The organism is Arthrobacter sp. Helios (assembly GCF_023167125.1).
Lineage (GTDB): Bacteria > Actinomycetota > Actinomycetes > Actinomycetales > Micrococcaceae > Arthrobacter_B > Arthrobacter_B luteolus.
Genome location: NZ_CP095402.1, coordinates 783401 through 799395, shown reverse-complemented (window position 1 = coordinate 799395; position 15995 = coordinate 783401). Strand labels below are relative to the sequence as shown.

At 66.5% G+C, this 15995-nt stretch carries 16 protein-coding genes; 3 read left to right on the top strand and 13 right to left on the bottom strand.

Annotated features, from left to right (window positions below):
• Positions 1-8 precede the first annotated feature (8 nt).
• Both nusA and rimP read right to left on the bottom strand, forming a co-directional pair.
• Positions 9-980: a transcription termination factor NusA gene (gene nusA / locus ArtHe_RS03470; RefSeq protein WP_191745893.1), complete on the bottom strand. Its 972-nt coding sequence runs from the start codon at positions 978-980 to the stop codon at positions 9-11.
• On the bottom strand, positions 981-1607 hold the full coding sequence (gene rimP / locus ArtHe_RS03465) for a ribosome maturation factor RimP (protein ID WP_066302638.1): 627 nt from the start codon (positions 1605-1607) through the stop codon (positions 981-983).
• 86 nt (positions 1608-1693) lie between these two features.
• On the opposite strand from rimP, the gene ArtHe_RS03460 reads away from it, so the two are divergent.
• A complete protein-coding gene (locus ArtHe_RS03460; RefSeq protein ID WP_248318790.1) occupies positions 1694-2788 on the top strand; it encodes a DUF4439 domain-containing protein in 1095 nt (364 codons plus the stop codon).
• 252 nt (positions 2789-3040) lie between these two features.
• Positions 3041-4033: an aminoglycoside phosphotransferase family protein gene (locus ArtHe_RS03455; protein WP_248318789.1), complete on the top strand. Its 993-nt coding sequence runs from the start codon at positions 3041-3043 to the stop codon at positions 4031-4033.
• A gap of 33 nt (positions 4034-4066) precedes the next feature.
• On the opposite strand, the gene ArtHe_RS03450 is transcribed toward ArtHe_RS03455, so the two are convergent.
• The 3 genes from ArtHe_RS03450 to ArtHe_RS03440 form a co-directional block, all read right to left on the bottom strand.
• Complete coding sequence (locus ArtHe_RS03450) at positions 4067-4864, bottom strand: TSUP family transporter (protein WP_248318788.1); 798 nt, start codon at positions 4862-4864, stop codon at positions 4067-4069.
• Positions 4865-4873: 9 nt separating this feature from the next.
• Entirely contained in the window at positions 4874-6673 is a 1800-nt protein-coding gene (locus ArtHe_RS03445; RefSeq protein WP_248318787.1) for a proline--tRNA ligase, read from the bottom strand.
• A 121-nt stretch (positions 6674-6794) separates the two neighbouring features.
• Positions 6795-7478 (bottom strand): FCD domain-containing protein, encoded by a 684-nt coding sequence (locus ArtHe_RS03440; RefSeq protein ID WP_248318786.1) that lies wholly within the window; start codon positions 7476-7478, stop codon positions 6795-6797.
• A gap of 23 nt (positions 7479-7501) precedes the next feature.
• On the opposite strand from ArtHe_RS03440, the gene ArtHe_RS03435 reads away from it, so the two are divergent.
• Positions 7502-8785 carry an MFS transporter gene (locus tag ArtHe_RS03435; protein ID WP_248318785.1) on the top strand — a complete coding sequence of 428 codons (1284 nt, stop codon included), beginning with the start codon at positions 7502-7504 and terminating at the stop codon, positions 8783-8785.
• A 35-nt stretch (positions 8786-8820) separates the two neighbouring features.
• Here ArtHe_RS03435 and ArtHe_RS03430 read toward each other — a convergent pair whose 3' ends face one another.
• The 8 genes from ArtHe_RS03430 to ArtHe_RS03395 form a co-directional block, all read right to left on the bottom strand.
• Complete coding sequence (locus ArtHe_RS03430) at positions 8821-9711, bottom strand: GNAT family N-acetyltransferase (RefSeq protein WP_349238378.1); 891 nt, start codon at positions 9709-9711, stop codon at positions 8821-8823.
• Entirely contained in the window at positions 9686-10852 is a 1167-nt protein-coding gene (ispG, locus tag ArtHe_RS03425) for a flavodoxin-dependent (E)-4-hydroxy-3-methylbut-2-enyl-diphosphate synthase (protein ID WP_066302623.1), read from the bottom strand. Before ispG ends, ArtHe_RS03430 begins: the two co-directional genes overlap by 26 nt.
• 124 nt (positions 10853-10976) lie before the next feature.
• A complete protein-coding gene (locus ArtHe_RS03420) occupies positions 10977-11270 on the bottom strand; it encodes a YciI family protein (protein ID WP_066302621.1) in 294 nt (97 codons plus the stop codon).
• 20 nt (positions 11271-11290) lie between these two features.
• Positions 11291-11761 (bottom strand): hypothetical protein, encoded by a 471-nt coding sequence (locus ArtHe_RS03415; protein ID WP_248318784.1) that lies wholly within the window; start codon positions 11759-11761, stop codon positions 11291-11293.
• 61 nt (positions 11762-11822) lie between these two features.
• Positions 11823-12458, bottom strand: coding sequence for a MarR family transcriptional regulator (locus ArtHe_RS03410; protein WP_248318783.1), 636 nt, complete (start codon positions 12456-12458; stop codon positions 11823-11825).
• Positions 12459-12528: 70 nt separating this feature from the next.
• A complete protein-coding gene (locus tag ArtHe_RS03405; RefSeq protein ID WP_248318782.1) occupies positions 12529-13869 on the bottom strand; it encodes a site-2 protease family protein in 1341 nt (446 codons plus the stop codon).
• 31 nt (positions 13870-13900) lie between these two features.
• Positions 13901-15199 carry a 1-deoxy-D-xylulose-5-phosphate reductoisomerase gene (gene dxr, locus ArtHe_RS03400; RefSeq protein ID WP_248318781.1) on the bottom strand — a complete coding sequence of 433 codons (1299 nt, stop codon included), beginning with the start codon at positions 15197-15199 and terminating at the stop codon, positions 13901-13903.
• Between the two features lie 47 nt (positions 15200-15246).
• Positions 15247-15924 carry an NAD(P)-binding oxidoreductase gene (locus ArtHe_RS03395; RefSeq protein WP_248318780.1) on the bottom strand — a complete coding sequence of 226 codons (678 nt, stop codon included), beginning with the start codon at positions 15922-15924 and terminating at the stop codon, positions 15247-15249.
• Positions 15925-15995 lie beyond the last annotated feature (71 nt).

Genomic DNA, 15995 nt, shown 5'->3' with positions numbered 1-15995 from the left:
AGAGGAACTTAGGCAGACTTCGCGTCGGAAACGATGTCGATCCGCCAGCCGGTCAGCTTCGCGGCGAGGCGGGCATTCTGCCCTTCCTTGCCGATTGCCAGGGACAGCTGGTAGTCAGGCACCACTACACGGGCGGAGCGGGCGTCCTCATCGGTGATGGTGACGGAGTTGACGCGCGACGGCGAGAGGGCGTTGGCGATGAACGTCGCCGGGTCCTCGCTGAAGTCCACGATGTCGATCTTTTCATCATGCAGCTCGGTCATCACGGCGCGGACGCGGGAGCCCATTTCGCCAATGCAGGCGCCCTTGGCGTTGATGCCGGGGGTGTGTGCCTTGACCGCGATCTTGGTCCGGTGACCGGCTTCGCGGGCCAGCGCCACGATCTCCACGGAGCCATCGGCGATCTCGGGGACCTCCAGTTCGAAGAGCTTGCGCACCAGTCCCGGGTGGGACCGGGACAGCGTGATGGACGGCCCCTTGAAGCCGCGGCGGACGTCGACGACGAACGCACGCAGGCGGGAACCGTGCAGGTACTTCTCCCCCGGGACCTGTTCGGTCGGCGGGAGCAGCGCTTCGACGGAGCCCAGGTTTACCTGGATCATGTGCGGGTTGTTGCCCTGCTGGATCTGGCCGGAGACCAGTTCGCCTTCACGGCCCTTGAACTCGCCCAGGATGTTGTCATCCTCCACGTCGCGCAGGCGCTGGAGGATAATCTGCCGGGCCGTGCTCGCGGCAATGCGGCCGAAGCCGGCAGGTGTGTCATCGAACTCTCCGACGGCCTCGCCGTCGTCGTCGAGCTCAGTGGCCCAGATCGTGACGTGGCCGCTCTTGCGGTCCAGTTCGGCGCGGGCTTTGTCCTGCGATCCGGTGGTTTTGTGGTAAGCAACCAGCAGTGCCTGTTCGATCGTGGGGATCAGCAGGTCCAACGGGATTTCCCGTTCCGCCTCAAGCAGCCGCAGCGCACTCATATCAATATCCATTTAGGCCTCCTCGGCTGTGCTTTCAAATCCGTTGGCGTCTTCGCCTGCCGGGTCGTCCTCAAGATGGGCGAATTCAACTTCCACGCGGCCCTTGGCGATACCGTCAAAGGGCAGGCGGGTTTTCTCGCCTTGTTTGGGCTTCATGCCCTTTTTCACGGGCAGTTCGGGAACCAGCGTGATTCCCTCGGCGTCCGCCTCCAGCAGGCGCCCGGTCACCGCATCACCTGACACCGGGGTCACCAGGACCATCCGGCCGATGTTCCTCCGCCAGTGCCGGGGCTCGGTCAGCGGCCGCGACACTCCCGGGGAGGAAACCTCCAGGCTGTATGGGCGGCCGTCGTCGTGCGGATCCTCGTCCATCGCGTCCGAAAGAACACGTGAAATGTCCGCGATCCGGTCCAGGCTGACGCCGCCGGTTTCGGTTTCAGGAAGGTCCACCGTGACGTGGACCGTGCGGTGGACGCCGGCAATCCTGATTTCGATGTCCTCCAGGAAGAGGCCTTCCCCGGCTACGGTGGGGGCAAGATAGTCCTTCAGCCGCTGCGTCTCTGCCGCGGTCTCGGCGCGCTGGGCGTTCTTGCGGTAGTCCGACGAAGTGTCTTTTTTGGGGCTGGGCCGAACCGCCATTATTGCCTCCCACTAGATGATGTTGTATCTCCTAGCCTACCGACTTTCCCGGGCGCCCGGGTCACGGCCGCGAGCGAAGCGGGTTCGTGACATCATCGAGTGTTGTGAACACGCGCCCCTTTCCTCCGACGTCCCCTGCCCCGCGCCCTTCCCGGGCCGCTGCTGCAGCCGGCGTCCTGCGGCGTACGCTGACCCTTGGTGTCCTGGCCTGCGTGATCGCCAGCTTTGGGCTCACACTGGGCACCCGTGCCGAGGCGGACCGGCCGCGGACATTCTCGGAAAAAGCCCTGAATGAGGCGTTCGCCACTGTCCGGATCCTCGCAGCGGAGGCTGATGCCCTGGCCGCCTCCGGAACCGGCGCTTCCGCCGGTGAGCTGCAGCGCCAGGCCCAGACGCTGAAGGACCAGGCACTGCTCTTGACCAGTCCAGGCGGGGCCGCCGCCCATGCGGCCGCCCTGCAGTCACCCGGCAGCGTGGAGGGTGCCTACCCGGTGGCGATGGAGAGCGCGGCGCGGGCCAATCTGGAAGCCGCCGGCCGGGCCGACTACGGCACTGCGCGCCTCCTGGCCTCGGTTGGAACCGCTCAGCTGCTGCTGGCCGAGCGTGCCGGAGATGTGCTGGGCGTGCCGGTGGAGACCGCCGGTGAGTCACAGTGGACACCGGTTCTTGATGAGGAAACCACCGTCCGCTGCACCACCAGCGGCGATGCCTCGGCCCGGACGGAGCTGCGCGACCGGCCCGGCGCTGCCGAAGCCCTGCAGTCCGCACTGGACGCCGAGTACGGGGCCGTTTACGCGTATGAAGTGGCCCAGGCGCAAAGCAGCGGAACGGCAACGGTGCTGGGTGAAGCGCTGGCCGAGCGCCGTACCGCGCATCTGGAGGCCGGCCGCAGCGGAGTCGAGCTCCTGCCCGCCCTGTGCCTGCCGAAGGTAAGCCCGGTTCCGGCCTATTCCCTGTCGGCAGGATTCTTCGCTGATCCTGCCCGGTCCCTGGCGGGCATGGAGGCTGCCTTGCCTGACGTCTACGCCGATCTGGTGGGCTCCAGCGACGGAGCAGTGCGTTCGTGGGCAATCGATCGGCTCGTGGAGGCCTCCCGCCTGGTTTACGCCGGCGCAGGGACGCTACCCGCCTCCCCCGGCCTTGATGCTGAACCGGCAGCACTGCCGTGGGTGGATGGCTGAGACTGACCGCTGGGCCGGCGGGCTGACCCGGTTGGCTGAGGAGGCCAGCTAAGGCTGCCGGGACGTTTGGCGTGAAATCCAGGCCGGCTGGGGTGGCTGGACCGCTTCAACCCCCTTTAGGCTGGTCAGGTGCCCGGCGGACCGAACCGCTGGACCGGCTTGCTGAACCCGCCCGGTTGGCGGCTCCCCCACCCAATCCCCAGCGGCGCTGGAGTCCCGGGCATCCCATCCCAGACCATCCAGGAGGAATCCATGGCTCCCGCCGTCGTCGTACCCGAAGCGCTGCGCCAGCGCTATCTGCGGACGAGGGGCGGCCGTGAGTGGCTGGATGGATTGCCGGCCCTGGTCCAGGAGAGCCTTCAGCATTTCCGGATGCACCCTGATGCCGCTGCCGGGACCGCCGCGTGGCATGGGTATGGTGCTCTGGTGCTGCCTGTCGTCGCCGCTGCCGGGGATACCCCGGCAGTACTGAAGTTCCCGTATCCCCATCCTGAGGCCGTGACGGAGCCGGCGGCACTGGAGCTTTGGGACGGCAACGGGGCAGTGCGCCTGCTCGAACGGAACGCCTCCGGAACTGCCCTGCTGCTGGAACGGCTGGACCCTGGGAGCACCCTGCTGGATATCCCAATGGAAGAGGCAGTTCAGATCTGGGGCGGACTGGTCCGCCGCTTGGGACTGCAGGGCGGCGACGAGCCACAGTGGGCCGCGGTTCCCTCCGTTGCTGAGCGGGCCGAACAGTTCTCCGACGAACTCCCGGCGGAGTGGGAGGCATTGGGCCGTCCCTTTGAGCGCTGGCTGCTGGAAGCCGCGTTGGAGGTCTGCCAGACACGGGGTGCGGTGGGACGCCGGTCCGGCCGGGATGTCCTGGTCCACGCGGACCTGCACTACGGCAATATCCTCCGCCGGATTGACGGTTCCGGAGAATACGCCGCCATCGATCCGCAGGCGGTGTTCGGGGAAGCGGAGTACGCCGTCGCGCCGATGCTGTGGAACCGGCTGGAGGACCTGGACCGGGCGGCACCGCAGCAGGCCCTGCAGGACCGGCTCTCGGCCTTGTGCACCGCTGCCGGCCTTGATCCCCAGGCAGCGCGGGAGTGGAGCATCCTGCGCGAAGTGGAGAACGCCCTGGAGTACCTTCGGGACGGCCTGTCCGGAGACGCCCAGCGTTCGGTGTGGGTTGCCGCCGCGCTGGCCGGGCGTGATCATCCGGGGCTGCCGTCGGTGGGCGATCTGCCGGCGGCTTAGGCGGCCGTAACGGCCGTGCCGGCGGTGCGGACGCTAGCCCTGGAAGTTCTCCATCCAGACGTCCGTCCCGAGCTTGATGATCAGCGCACCAACCACCACCAGGAACACGATCCGGATGAATTTGCTGCCCTGCTTCACGGCCATCCGTGCCCCGATGTAGCCGCCGGTCATATTGGCGATGCCCAGGATCAGGCCGATGCCCCACAGCAGGGAGCCGTGCGGCAGGAAAAACGCCAGGGCACCGATGTTCGTGGCCATATTGACGATTTTGGCCTTGGCGCTGGCGGCCAGGAAGTTGTAGCCGAGCAGCGTCACCATCGCGATGATCAGGAAGGATCCGGTGCCGGGTCCGATCAGTCCGTCGTAGAAACCGATAACGCCGCCGATCGCTCCGGCCGTGACGTAGTGCCGGTTGCCGGTGTACCGGAGTTTGGTCAGCTCACCGACGGTGGGCTTGGTGGCAGTGAAGATGGCTACGGCGATCAGCGCCACCACGATGATGGGTTTGAACACCGACGCCGGCAGGGACGCCGCCAGGATCGCTCCCCCGAAACTGCCCGCCAGTGCGACGCCGGCCATCGGCAGGGCTGTTTTCAGATCCGGGTGGGCACGGCGGTAATAGGTGACGGCACTCGTGGTGGTTCCGAAGACCGAGCCCATCTTGTTGGTGGCGAGGGCTTCGACGGGGGCGATTCCGGGCACGAGGAGAAGAGCCGGCAGCTGGAGCAGGCCGCCGCCGCCTACGACGGCGTCGACCCATCCGGCCGCCAGGCCAGCCACCACGATCAAAAGGATGGTGGCGAGCGTTATCTCCTCGAGCCCGGAGACCAACTGTGCTGCTTAGGCCCGGGCAGCGCGGAGCACGTACTCCACGGCCTCGGCAACCGGCACGTTCTCGGCCACGCCGGTGGCGCGGTCCTTGATTTCAACGACGCCGTCCGCCAGTCCGCGGCCAACCACCAGGATGGTGGGCACACCGATCAGCTCGGCATCGCCGAACTTCACGCCCGGGGAAACCTTCGGCCGGTCATCGTAGATGACCTCCAGTCCGGCGGCTTCGAGTTCCTCGGAGAGCGTGGCTGCCGCTTCGAAGATCTCCTCGCCGCGGCCGGTGGCAACAACATGCACGTCTGCCGGTGCGACCGAGCGCGGCCAGATGATGCCCTTGTCGTCGCGGTTTGATTCGGCCAGCGCTGCCACGGCGCGGGTGACACCCACGCCGTAGGAGCCCATGGTGACGGTCGCGAGCTTGCCGTTTTTGTCCAGGACCTTCAGGCCCAGGGCCTCGGCGTACTTGCGGCCGAGCTGGAAGATATGGCCCATTTCGATGCCGCGGGCGGCTTCCAGGGGGCCGGAACCGTCCGGAGCTTCATCGCCTTCGCGGACCTCAACGGCTTCGATGACGCCGTCCCAGCCGAAGTCGCGGCCGGCGACCAGGCCGATCACGTGCTTGCCCGGCGCATTGGCACCGGTGACCCAGCTGGTGCCGGAAACAACGCGCGGGTCCACCAGGTACAGCAGGCCAGTTGCGGATTCGGTGCCGAGGACGGCTCCGTCCAGGCTCAGGCCCGGGCCGATGTAGCCCTTGACCAGGCCGGGGTGCTTCTTGAGGTCCTCCTCGGTGGCAGCTTCAATGCCCAGTTCACCGGACATCCCGACGTGGGAGCCGATATTCGCTTCGATGCGCTTGAGGTCCACGGCACGGTCACCCGGAACGCCGACGACGACGATCTGCCGTTCACCGGTGGGCAGCGATACCGCCAGCACCACGTTCTTGAGCGTGTCCGCCGCGGTCCAAGCGCCGTCGCCCTTCGGGAAGCGGGCGTTGACGTCCGCGACCAGGGTGTCGATGGTGGGGGTGTCCGGGGTGTCCACGACCATCGCTGCGGGCGCCGCGGAGTAGTCGATGGGTGCCGGTGCGACCGTGGTGACGGCTTCGACGTTGGCTGCGTAGCCGCCGGCGGAGCGGACGAAGGTGTCCTCGCCGACCGGGGTCGGGTGCAGGAATTCCTCGCTCTTGGAGCCGCCCATGGCACCGGAGACAGCGGAGACCACAACGACGTCGAGCCCCAGGCGCTCGAAGATGCGCAGGTAGGCGCCGCGGTGTGCCTGGTAGCTGGCCTCCAGGCCTTCGTCGTCAATGTCGAAGGAGTAGGAGTCCTTCATGATGAACTCGCGGCCGCGGAGCAGGCCGGCACGCGGACGGGCTTCGTCACGGTACTTGTTCTGGATCTGGAACAGGGAGACCGGCAGGTCCTTGTAGGAGCTGTAGAGGTCCTTGACCAGGAGGGTGAACATTTCCTCGTGGGTCGGGGCAAGCAGGTAGTCCGCGCCCTTGCGGTCCTGCAGGCGGAAGAGGTTCTCGCCGTATTCGGTCCAGCGGTTGGAGGCTTCGTACGGTTCGCGCGGCAGCAGCGCCGGGAAGTGGACTTCCTGGGCGCCGATCGAGGCCATTTCTTCGCGGATGATGGTCTCAACCTTGCCCAGCACGCGCAGGCCGAGCGGGAGCCACGAGTAGATGCCCGGGGCAGCGCGGCGGATGTAGCCGGCCCGGACCAGCAGGCGGTGGCTGGCGACGTCGGCATCGGCCGGGTCTTCGCGCAGGGTGCGCAGGAAAAGAGTGGAAAGTCGAAGGACCACGCTGGGAATCCGTTTCTGCAGCAGTGCTGCACGCTAAGGAAGAAGTTCTCCCTACTAATCTAGCCGCTTGCTCCTGGGTTCCCGGACAGGCTTTGCGTGTGGCGGGCGCCGGAAGGGGCGGCTACGAATCGCCCATGAGGTCGGAGCGGGCGTGGAAATCGGCAGCCGCCCCGTCGTGGCCGCGGATTGCCTGCACGATGGCCTCGTGCGGGCGGCGGGTTCCGGGCTGCATTGCGCCTATGCGCCGGCGCAGGATACTGCGCCAAACCTCGTCGAGATCCGCGTACAAACTGATGAGCGAGGCGTTGTGGCTGGCAGCGACAATCGCCCGGTGGAATTGCGCATCAGCTTCCAGATAGTTTTCCAGGCCGCCATAGTCCCAGGCCCGGTCGCGCTGCTCCAGCAGCACTTCGAGCCGCTCCAGGTCGGCGTCGGTGCGGCGCTGCGCAGCGAGCCGGGCACCGCTGGCTGCGAGCTCACGCAGCAGTTCGGTGACGTCTTCCGTTGAATCCTGCGCAAACCGCCGCTGCATCACTCCCGCCAGTTCGCTGGTGGCGATGACGTAGGTACCGGAACCCTGGCGAATATCCAGCAATCCGTTGTTCGCCAACGCGCGCACGGCTTCCCGCACCGTGTTCCGGGCAACGCCGAGCTGTTCAACCAGGGCCTGTTCGGTGGGGATGCGCAGCCCCACCGGCCAGTCGCCCCGCGTGATCCGGCTGCGGAACTGCTCAATAACCTGTTCCACCAAGGACTCACGCCGGGGCTGCGGCAGCAGGCCGGCGGGATCTGACGAACGATTCATCCCATCATTATATGATCAGTTGAATGCGCAAGAATTCTAGCCCTGCCCCCTGGTTTCCGGCCGTCCTTTTGACGGGGATCCTGCTGGCCGCAGTGAACCTGAGGCCGGCTATTTCTTCGCTGGGGCCCTTACTTGACAGCGTTATCGCAGACCTGCGGCTGAGCGGTCTGATCGCGGGCCTGCTGACGGCGGCCCCTGCCGCGTGTTTTGCCCTTTTCGGCTCCCTGGCACCTAAGCTGGCCCTGAAACGCGGCCCGGAGGTCATTGTGCTCGGTGCAATGACGGCAATCGGGCTGGGGCTGCTCCTGCGTGCGGCAGCGCAAAGCACTCCGGTGTTCCTGTTCTTCAGCGCTGTGGCACTGAGCGGCATAGCCGTGGGCAACGTGCTGATGCCGGTGCTGGTCAAACACTGGTTCCCCGACCGGATCGGCAGGGTCACCGGACTCTATACAACGACGTTGTCCCTCGGGACGGCCGTTGTTGCCGCGGTCGCGGTTCCGGTCAACGACGCCTTCGGGGGCAACTGGCGGCTGGGACTCGGGGTCTGGGCTGTTCCCGCACTGGTGGCCGTTGGGGTCTGGGCCGCCGTGTATGTCGGCGTGCGCAGGCTGAGGCCCGCCGGCCGGACGGCAACCCCCGTACAGAAACCGGTCCACACACCAGTCCGGGTCAATCCGTGGCGGAGTTCGACCTCGTGGTGGCTGGCGGTGTTCTTTGGCCTGCAGGCCAGTGCTGCCTACATCTGCATGGGCTGGCTCGCCAAGATATTCAGTGACAATGGCCTCAGCGAAGCCGCAGCAGGCCTGCTCCTGGCGATCGTTATGGGCGTTTCGATCCCGCTGGCCTTTGTTATTCCCAACCTCGCAGCACGCCGGCCCCATCAGGGACCAATAGTCCTGGTGCTCGGCTTCTGCGGCCTGCTTGGCCATATCGGACTGTGGATTTCCCCGGCCAAGGGCTCTTTCGTGTGGGCGGCGCTGCTGGGAATCTCCTCCTGCACCTTCTCCCTGGCCCTGACCATGATCGGGCTGAAATCACGAAGCAGCGTCGGCGTGATCAAGCTTTCGGCCTTTACGCAGAGCGTCGGATACCTGATTTCGATTCCCGGCCCGTTGGTGGTGGGCGTTCTGCATGAGCTCACCGGCGGCTGGCGGGCGTCGATCGGCTTCATGACTGCTCTGCTGGTGGTCCAGATCTTCGCGGGTTACATGGCAGGGCGTCCCGGAACGATTGAGGGAGCAGTTCAGGCCGACCGCACGCTGCCTGAACCAAAGAAAACTGAACCAAAGGAAGTCCGGAGCTCCTAGGATCTTCGGCCCGGACTCAGCCCTTCGGCCGAACCTCAGAACAGGATCGTTGCGAACGTACCGACCTGGGTGAACCCCACACTCTCGTACGTGGCCCGGGCCGGAGCGTTGTAATGGTTCACGTAGAGGCTCGTGACAGGTGCCAGTTCCTGGGCGAACTCCACCACTGCGGACATGTACGCAGCGCTCAGGCCGCGGCCCCGGTAGGCCGGGTTCATCCACACGCCCTGCACCTGGACAGCACTGGAAGAGACAGTACCCAGTTCAGCCTTGAAAATTACCTGGCCGGCGGCATCGAATTCCACGAGGGAATGGCCGTTTTTGATGAGGGAAAGCACGCGCTGGCGGTAATGCCGGCTCCCGCCGGACACCGGAGAGTAACCGACTTCTTCTTCGAACATGGCGGTGCAGGCCGGCAGCAGGAGGTCGAGGTCCTCCGGGCGGGATTTGCGCAGGCCGGGGGCCGGCGGCACAGCGGAGGGACCGGTGATTTCCAGCAGGGGCTGGTCGCTGCGGATATCGAACGGACGCGGCGAGGCATGCCGGAGCTCGGACCACAGGGAGAGGACGGCTTCGGCGGGACCAAACAGGGAGGAGAACCTGCGCCCGGTCCGGGCCAGGTACGCACCGATTTCCGGACCGGTTTCCGCGGTGACGCCCGTGGGCACCACGTTGACGCCGGCCCAGCAGGCGGCCGTCAGGTGTTCGCCGTCGAAGACGCCAAGCACCTGCCCACCTGCCGAGGTAGGTGCGGCTGTGCCCGTGATTTCCAGATGGGAGAGCAGGAAGGTGTTCGCCACCGGGTCAGCGGCCGCGAGGCCGGTCAGCGCCGCAGTATCTGCGGCCCCCAGAACCCGCAGCGTGCCCGACGGGTGTCCGCTGCGGATTTCCGTGCCTGCTTTAGCCGACTGTAACCATGGGGCCACCCGTGCCAGCATTTTCGCCATCGGCCTCCCCCATATCCTCTGCGATCCTCATCGCTTCTTCGATAAGGGTTTCCACGATCTGGTCTTCGGGAACAGTCTTGATGACTTCGCCCTTGACAAAAATCTGACCCTTGCCGTTACCGGAGGCTACACCCAGATCGGCTTCGCGTGCTTCTCCGGGTCCGTTCACGACGCAGCCCATCACGGCGACGCGCAGCGGAACCTCCATGCCTTCGAGCCCGGCGGTGACCTGCTCGGCCAGGGTATAAACGTCCACCTGGGCACGGCCGCAGGAGGGGCAGGAGACAATTTCCAGTTTCCGCGGGCGCAGGTTCAGCGACTGCAGGATCTGGTTGCCAACCTTGATTTCCTCCACCGGCGGAGCGGAGAGCGAAACCCGGATCGTATCGCCGATGCCCTTGGACAGCAGCGCCCCGAAGGCGGTGGCGGACTTGATCGTCCCCTGGAAGGCGGGGCCGGCTTCGGTGACGCCCAGGTGCAGGGGCCAGTCGCCGCGTTCGGCCAGCAGCTCGTAGGCGCGGACCATCACCACCGGGTCATTGTGCTTCACGGAGATTTTGAAGTCGTGGAAGTCATGCTCTTCGAACAAGGAGGCTTCCCAGACGGCGGACTCCACCAGGGCTTCCGGTGTGGCCTTGCCGTATTTCGCCATCAGGCGCGGGTCGAGCGAACCGGCGTTGACGCCGATGCGGATCGAGACGCCGGCGGCCTTGGCCTCGTTGGCGATCTGCTTGACCTGGTCATCGAACTTGCGGATGTTTCCGGGATTCACCCGCACGGCGGCACAGCCGGCGTCGATCGCGGCATACACATACTTCGGCTGGAAGTGGATGTCTGCGATCACCGGGATCTGAGACTTCTTGGCGATGATCGGAAGCGCCGCAGCATCGTCGGCGCTGGGGCACGCGACGCGGACAATGTCGCAGCCCGACGCCGTCAGCTCGGCGATCTGCTGCAGCGTCGCGTTGATGTCGGTGGTCGGCGTGGTGGTCATCGACTGGACACTGATCGGGAAGTCCGACCCGACGCCGACGGAGCCCACCTTGATCTGGCGGGTCTTCCGCCTCGGAGCGAGGACGGGCGGCGGTGCTGCTGGCATTCCAAGGTTGACCGAGGTCAAAACTTCCTCCATGTGCCCGGGGGCAAATATGTGGTCTGTGAACAGTGCGGAGTTAGCGCACCGTTCCTATTATCCACCCGGCCGCGCAGCCCGCGCTGACCGAGGGGGGAATATCACTCTGGGCTTAGGACGCCAGGTGAGCGAAGGCTCCGGTAACCGGCTTCCATTCCGTGGTCTTCAGCCCGGAAATTCCGCCGCCCACGGCGAGGGGATCCTGCTTCAGCAGGTTGTTCAGGTCTTCTTCATCTTCGGCCGTGAGGATCAGCAGGGCGCCGGCACCATCACTGAACGGTCCGCTGGCCAGGACCCGGCCGTCCTCCACCAGGGCGGCCAGCCACTCACGGTGCGCGGGGCGGTGCTGGTCGCGCAGGTCTGCGGATTCGGCGTCGTACACGTATTCAACGGCAAAGATACTCATGGAATCCACCCTAAGGTATCTCAGCCCGGCAGCAGCGCCGTCCGCACCGCCACCGCAACTCCCACGGCCCACAGCATCGAGGTCAGGGTGCCGATGATGAAGCGCTCCGCCGCCGCGGGGGTTTCCTTAAGCTCGGCGTACCGGCCCAGCCCCTTGATGGCGACCACGTAGGCGATCGCGACAGGTTCATCAGCCAGGACAGCGGTGGCGACGGCCAGGCGCTCCAGGAAGCCGATGACCAGACCGCCGCGCAGGATCACCGGCCCCGCCGGCGCCGGCGGCCGCGCGGGCAGGGGCGGCAGCGGCGCATACCGTTCCTGCGCAACATCACCGGCCAGCTCATGCACCTGGTCGGCAGCGGGATCGTGCCGGGGGTCCCTGCCTGGACGGGCCGCCTCCACTGCACGGGCGGCCTTGAGCACGGCTGCTGTCACCGGCCAGCCGCCGGCGGCAGCAACCACCAGGCCCAGCACAATCCATAAGACTTCCATGCAGCTGCCTTCCTCTTCTGTCAGGACCGGCCGGACCGGGTTCACCGGATCCGGAGACGGTTCAGGGCGTTTCTCCGGCCAGTACCCGTTCCACCCGCTCCAGCAGGGCTGCCGCGGCGGGCCGGGCCGCCCATTCCTCGTTCCAGCCGGCGCGCTGGACGGCGTTGCTGACTGCCTGGGAGCTGATGCCGAGCTTACGGGCTGCCGCTGTCTGCGCTCCCCATTTGAGCGGTTCGACGTGTTCCAGGATGCGCCATTCGGCTTCCGTCCGGTCGCGGACCAGCCGGGCGATCAGCACCAGGACCGCCTCGGCGTCGGCGGCCGCAGCGGCTGGCCCGGTGCCCGGGGCCGGCTCCGCCACGGCGACGGCGAGGGGCGGCCGGTCTCCGGTTTTCTTTGCCCGCTCGACGGCGGTGCGCGCCGCGATGAACGCGTCTCCCCCGGCCTCCCGGGAGGACGCCGGGAGGGGCAGGTCCACGGTTCCGGCGCCGATCCCGACAGACCAGCCCCCGAGACGAAGGACCTGCAGGGCGGCGTCCACCACCACCGCCGCCGAGGACGCGGCAGCCTGCACTTCATCCCCCACCGTCCGTTCGAACGGCAGGTCAAGGTCCAGTCCGCGCAGATGCCGGAGGAGCTCGGGCACACGGTCCGCGGTATTACGGCTGTCCTTCTGGTCAATCGTCATAACGAACATGATGAAACCATATTCGCTTGCAAATTCAATTACAACCTAAATGCGCTTCAATCAGTTTTGAAACCAGAGGCTAGAAGAGGCTGACCGGCTTCACGATGTCCGCATAGATCAGCAGGGCTCCCATACCCATCAGCAGCACAGCCACGGCGTAGGTCACCGGCAGCAGCTTCGCCATGTCGAAGGGGCCGGGGTCCGGCCGCTTGAAGAGTTTGGCGACCCGCCGCCGCAGGCCTTCCCACAGCGCGCCGGCAACGTGTCCGCCGTCGAGCGGCAGCAGCGGGATCAGGTTGAAGACGAACAAAGCCAGGTTCACGCTGCCGACCAGGCCGATCAGCGTCGCAACCCGGTTCTGGACCGGAGCCTCCTCCATCGAGGAGATCTCCCCGGCGATCCGGCCCACTCCCACAACGCTCATAGGCCCGTTGGGATCGCGTTCCTCGGAGGAGAAAGCAGCCTGCGCCACATCGGCCAGCCGCTGGGGCAGGTTGATAACGACGCCGGCAATCCCCTGCAGGTTCTCGCCCACCATGGGCAGGACTTCGGTGGCGGGCTGGCGCACCAGGGCGGTCTGCGAACCGACGCCGATGAAACCCACTTCCTGGGTCACCGGGTTGCCGCTTTCGTCCAGGACCACCGTGCCGTCCTCCTCAGTCACGGGACGTTCGGTGAGCAGCGGCGTAATGGCGGCTTCAGCCTCCACGCCGCCGCGCTCATAGGTCACGGTGACGCTTCGGCCGGCTGCCTCGCGGATCAGCTCCGAGAGTTCGGCCCAGCCTTCCACCGGCTTACCGTCGAAGCCAGTGATCTTGTCCCCCGGCAGCAGCCCGGCCTGGTGCGCCGGAGCCGCGGGATCGGACTCCGTGCACTCCGCCTGCCCGGCCGCTGCCTGGCTGCCCGTGACCACGCATTCGCTGACCGAGGCCAGGGTGGTGGTGCTCTGGGCGGTGCCGAAGCCCATCAGCAGGACGGCAAAAAGGACAATCCCGATCAGCAGGTTCATAAACGGCCCGCCAAGCATGATGATGATCCGTTTCCACACCGGCAGCTTGTAGAAAACGCGTTCTTCATCCCCCGGTTCCAACCGGTCGGTTTCGGCTTGCCTGGCGTCGACGGCCAGCTGCTGGAACATCCCGGTGCTGGACCGGCGGACACCGCCGTCGTCCGTTTCCTTGTTGGGCGGGAACATACCCACCATCGAAACGTAGCCGCCCAGCGGAAGCGCCTTGAAACCGTATTCGGTTTCGCCGCGGCGCCGGGAGAAGACCGTGGGACCGAAACCGATCATGTACTGGGTGACGCGCACCTTGAAGGCCTTGGCGGGTACCAAGTGGCCAACCTCATGCAGCGCAATCGACACTGCGATCCCGACCGCCACGAACAGCACGCCCAGGATAAAGAGTAAAACGCTCAACGGACTTCCTTTGGATCAGAGCGGACTTCGCTTACCTGCCGCAGCGGGCGCGGGCGGCGGAGCGTGCCCATTTTTCAGCGGCCAGCACCGATTCCAGGGTCAATGGGCCTGAGCCGGTGTGCTCTGACAGCACGGCCGAGATCGTATCAACTATGTCTGTGAATCCGATGAGTCCGTCATGGAAGGCATCCACGGCTTCCTCGTTCGCTGCGTTGTAGACGGCCATGCCGGTTCCGCCGGAGGCTGCTGCCTCCTTCGCCAGGCGCACTGCCGGAAAAGCGTCTTCGTCGAGGGGTTCGAAGGTCCACTCCGCGGCCCTGCTCCAGTCGCAGGGCGCAGCGGCGCCCGGCACCCGGTGCGGCCAGCCCATTCCCAGGGCGATGGGCAGCCGCATATCCGGCGGCGAGGCCTGCGCGATGGTGGAACCGTCGATGAACTGCACCATGGAATGCACCACCGACTGGGGATGAACCACAACGTCGATCCGGTCCAGCGGAATATCGAACAGCAGGTGCGCTTCGATCACTTCAAGGGCCTTGTTGACCATGGAGGCCGAGTTGGTGGTGACCATCCGGCCCATCTTCCAGGTCGGGTGGGCCAGCGCCTGTTCCGGTGTGACGTCCGCCAGTTCTTCGCGTGCCCGGCCGCGGAACGGCCCCCCGGACGCCGTGACCACCAGCCGGTCAACTTCCTCCGGAGCGCCGGAGCGCAGGGCCTGGGCCAGCGCTGAGTGTTCAGAATCCACCGGGACCAGCTGGCCGGGGCGAGCGGCCTGCTTTACCAGGGCACCGCCCACGATCAGGGATTCCTTATTGGCCAACGCCAGCAGGTGCCCGGCGGCCAGTGCCGCGAGCGTCGGTTCCAGCCCGATCGATCCGGTCATGCCGTTGAGCACAACGTCCGCCTCCGGCCACGCAGCGACGGCGGTGGCTGCACCGGCACCCACGAACAATTCCGGATCGTAGCCGGTGACCGAAGCCTCGGCTGCAGCCTGTGCAACCGCGGCCTTCAGGGCAGGCAGATCCACCGCCGCACAGCCGACGGCGTCCGCCCGGGTGTGGACTGCCTGCCGGGCCAGCAGCTCCAGGTTGCCGCCGCCCGCAGCCAGGGCCACGATGTCGAAGCGCCCGGGTGCGGCATCGGCGACGTCGATGGCCTGGGTTCCGATCGAGCCGGTCGATCCAAGCAGCACCACACGGCGGGGCGCGGCTTCGGGTGCGCCGGCGCCTGCACCCCAGATCCGGGATGGCGCTGGGGTTCCCCGGTGGCGGCCGGGCGCACCGGAACCTTCTGCACGGAACTGGGTATCGGAAGCCTCGGGATTCTGCATGCTCCAAGTATCCCGCATGCGGTTCTGACTTGCGCCGCCGCTGCGCCTCACAAAGCGACGGGCAGGGCAGCGACGGCGTCCGGAATGGGTTCTGTTCCGGTGACCAGCTCCAGCACCTGGCCGCCGCCGCGTCCGCTGCTGACCAGCTCTGCCCGCACCGCCGCGACGTCATGCCGGGGAATAGTGTTCTGCGGCACATCGGCAGCCAGGTCCACCAGGCCCACGGGATCGCCGTTGGTCAGCATCCCCGGCCGCACGATGGTCCAGTCCAGGGCGTCGCGTGCCTCGAGGTCCTCTTCTGCTGCCAGCTTGGCCACCAGATAGGCGTACATCGCGTCGGCGAGTCCTTCCGGGCGCCGCCCGCCGCGGACCGCGTCCGTCCCCATGGAGGAAATCTGGATCAGCCGCGCCACACCGGCCAGCTCCGCGGCCTCTGCGAACTGGACCGCTCCGCCGCGGTCCACGCTGTCCTTGCGTGCAATGCTGCTTCCCGGGCCGGCTCCGGCCGCGAAAATGGCGAGGTCTGCTCCGGTGAGGACCTGGGTGACATCCTCCGTGGTGCTGTTCTCCAGATCCAGGACCACGGGGGCTACCCGGTCTGCCTCCAGGTCAAAGACCTGGTCCGGATTGCGGATCAGCCCCGCTACATCGTTGTCAGCGGCTACCAGGAGGCGGCCGAGTTCGCGTGCAATCTGCCCGTGGGCTCCAGCTATGACTATGCGCATACCCCAGTATCAGCGGGAGCACCCCGCTGAGTCCCGTGCGCGCACAAACTTATCGCCGCTGCGCACCGAAT

What these genes read in the sequence shown, in the direction of transcription:
- ArtHe_RS03420 (WP_066302621.1), bottom strand. Translation starts at nt 11,270, where the DNA reads ATGAGTATCTTTGCCGTTGAATACGTGTACGACGCCGAATCCGCAGAC.
- ArtHe_RS03410 (WP_248318783.1), bottom strand. Translation starts at nt 12,458, where the DNA reads ATGTTCGTTATGACGATTGACCAGAAGGACAGCCGTAATACCGCGGAC.
- nusA (WP_191745893.1), bottom strand. Translation starts at nt 980, where the DNA reads ATGGATATTGATATGAGTGCGCTGCGGCTGCTTGAGGCGGAACGGGAA.
- ArtHe_RS03415 (WP_248318784.1), bottom strand. Translation starts at nt 11,761, where the DNA reads ATGGAAGTCTTATGGATTGTGCTGGGCCTGGTGGTTGCTGCCGCCGGC.
- dxr (WP_248318781.1), bottom strand. Translation starts at nt 15,199, where the DNA reads ATGCAGAATCCCGAGGCTTCCGATACCCAGTTCCGTGCAGAAGGTTCC.
- ArtHe_RS03440 (WP_248318786.1), bottom strand. Translation starts at nt 7,478, where the DNA reads ATGAATCGTTCGTCAGATCCCGCCGGCCTGCTGCCGCAGCCCCGGCGT.
- ArtHe_RS03455 (WP_248318789.1), top strand. Translation starts at nt 3,041, where the DNA reads ATGGCTCCCGCCGTCGTCGTACCCGAAGCGCTGCGCCAGCGCTATCTG.
- ArtHe_RS03435 (WP_248318785.1), top strand. Translation starts at nt 7,502, where the DNA reads ATGCGCAAGAATTCTAGCCCTGCCCCCTGGTTTCCGGCCGTCCTTTTG.
- rimP (WP_066302638.1), bottom strand. Translation starts at nt 1,607, where the DNA reads ATGGCGGTTCGGCCCAGCCCCAAAAAAGACACTTCGTCGGACTACCGC.
- ArtHe_RS03395 (WP_248318780.1), bottom strand. Translation starts at nt 15,924, where the DNA reads ATGCGCATAGTCATAGCTGGAGCCCACGGGCAGATTGCACGCGAACTC.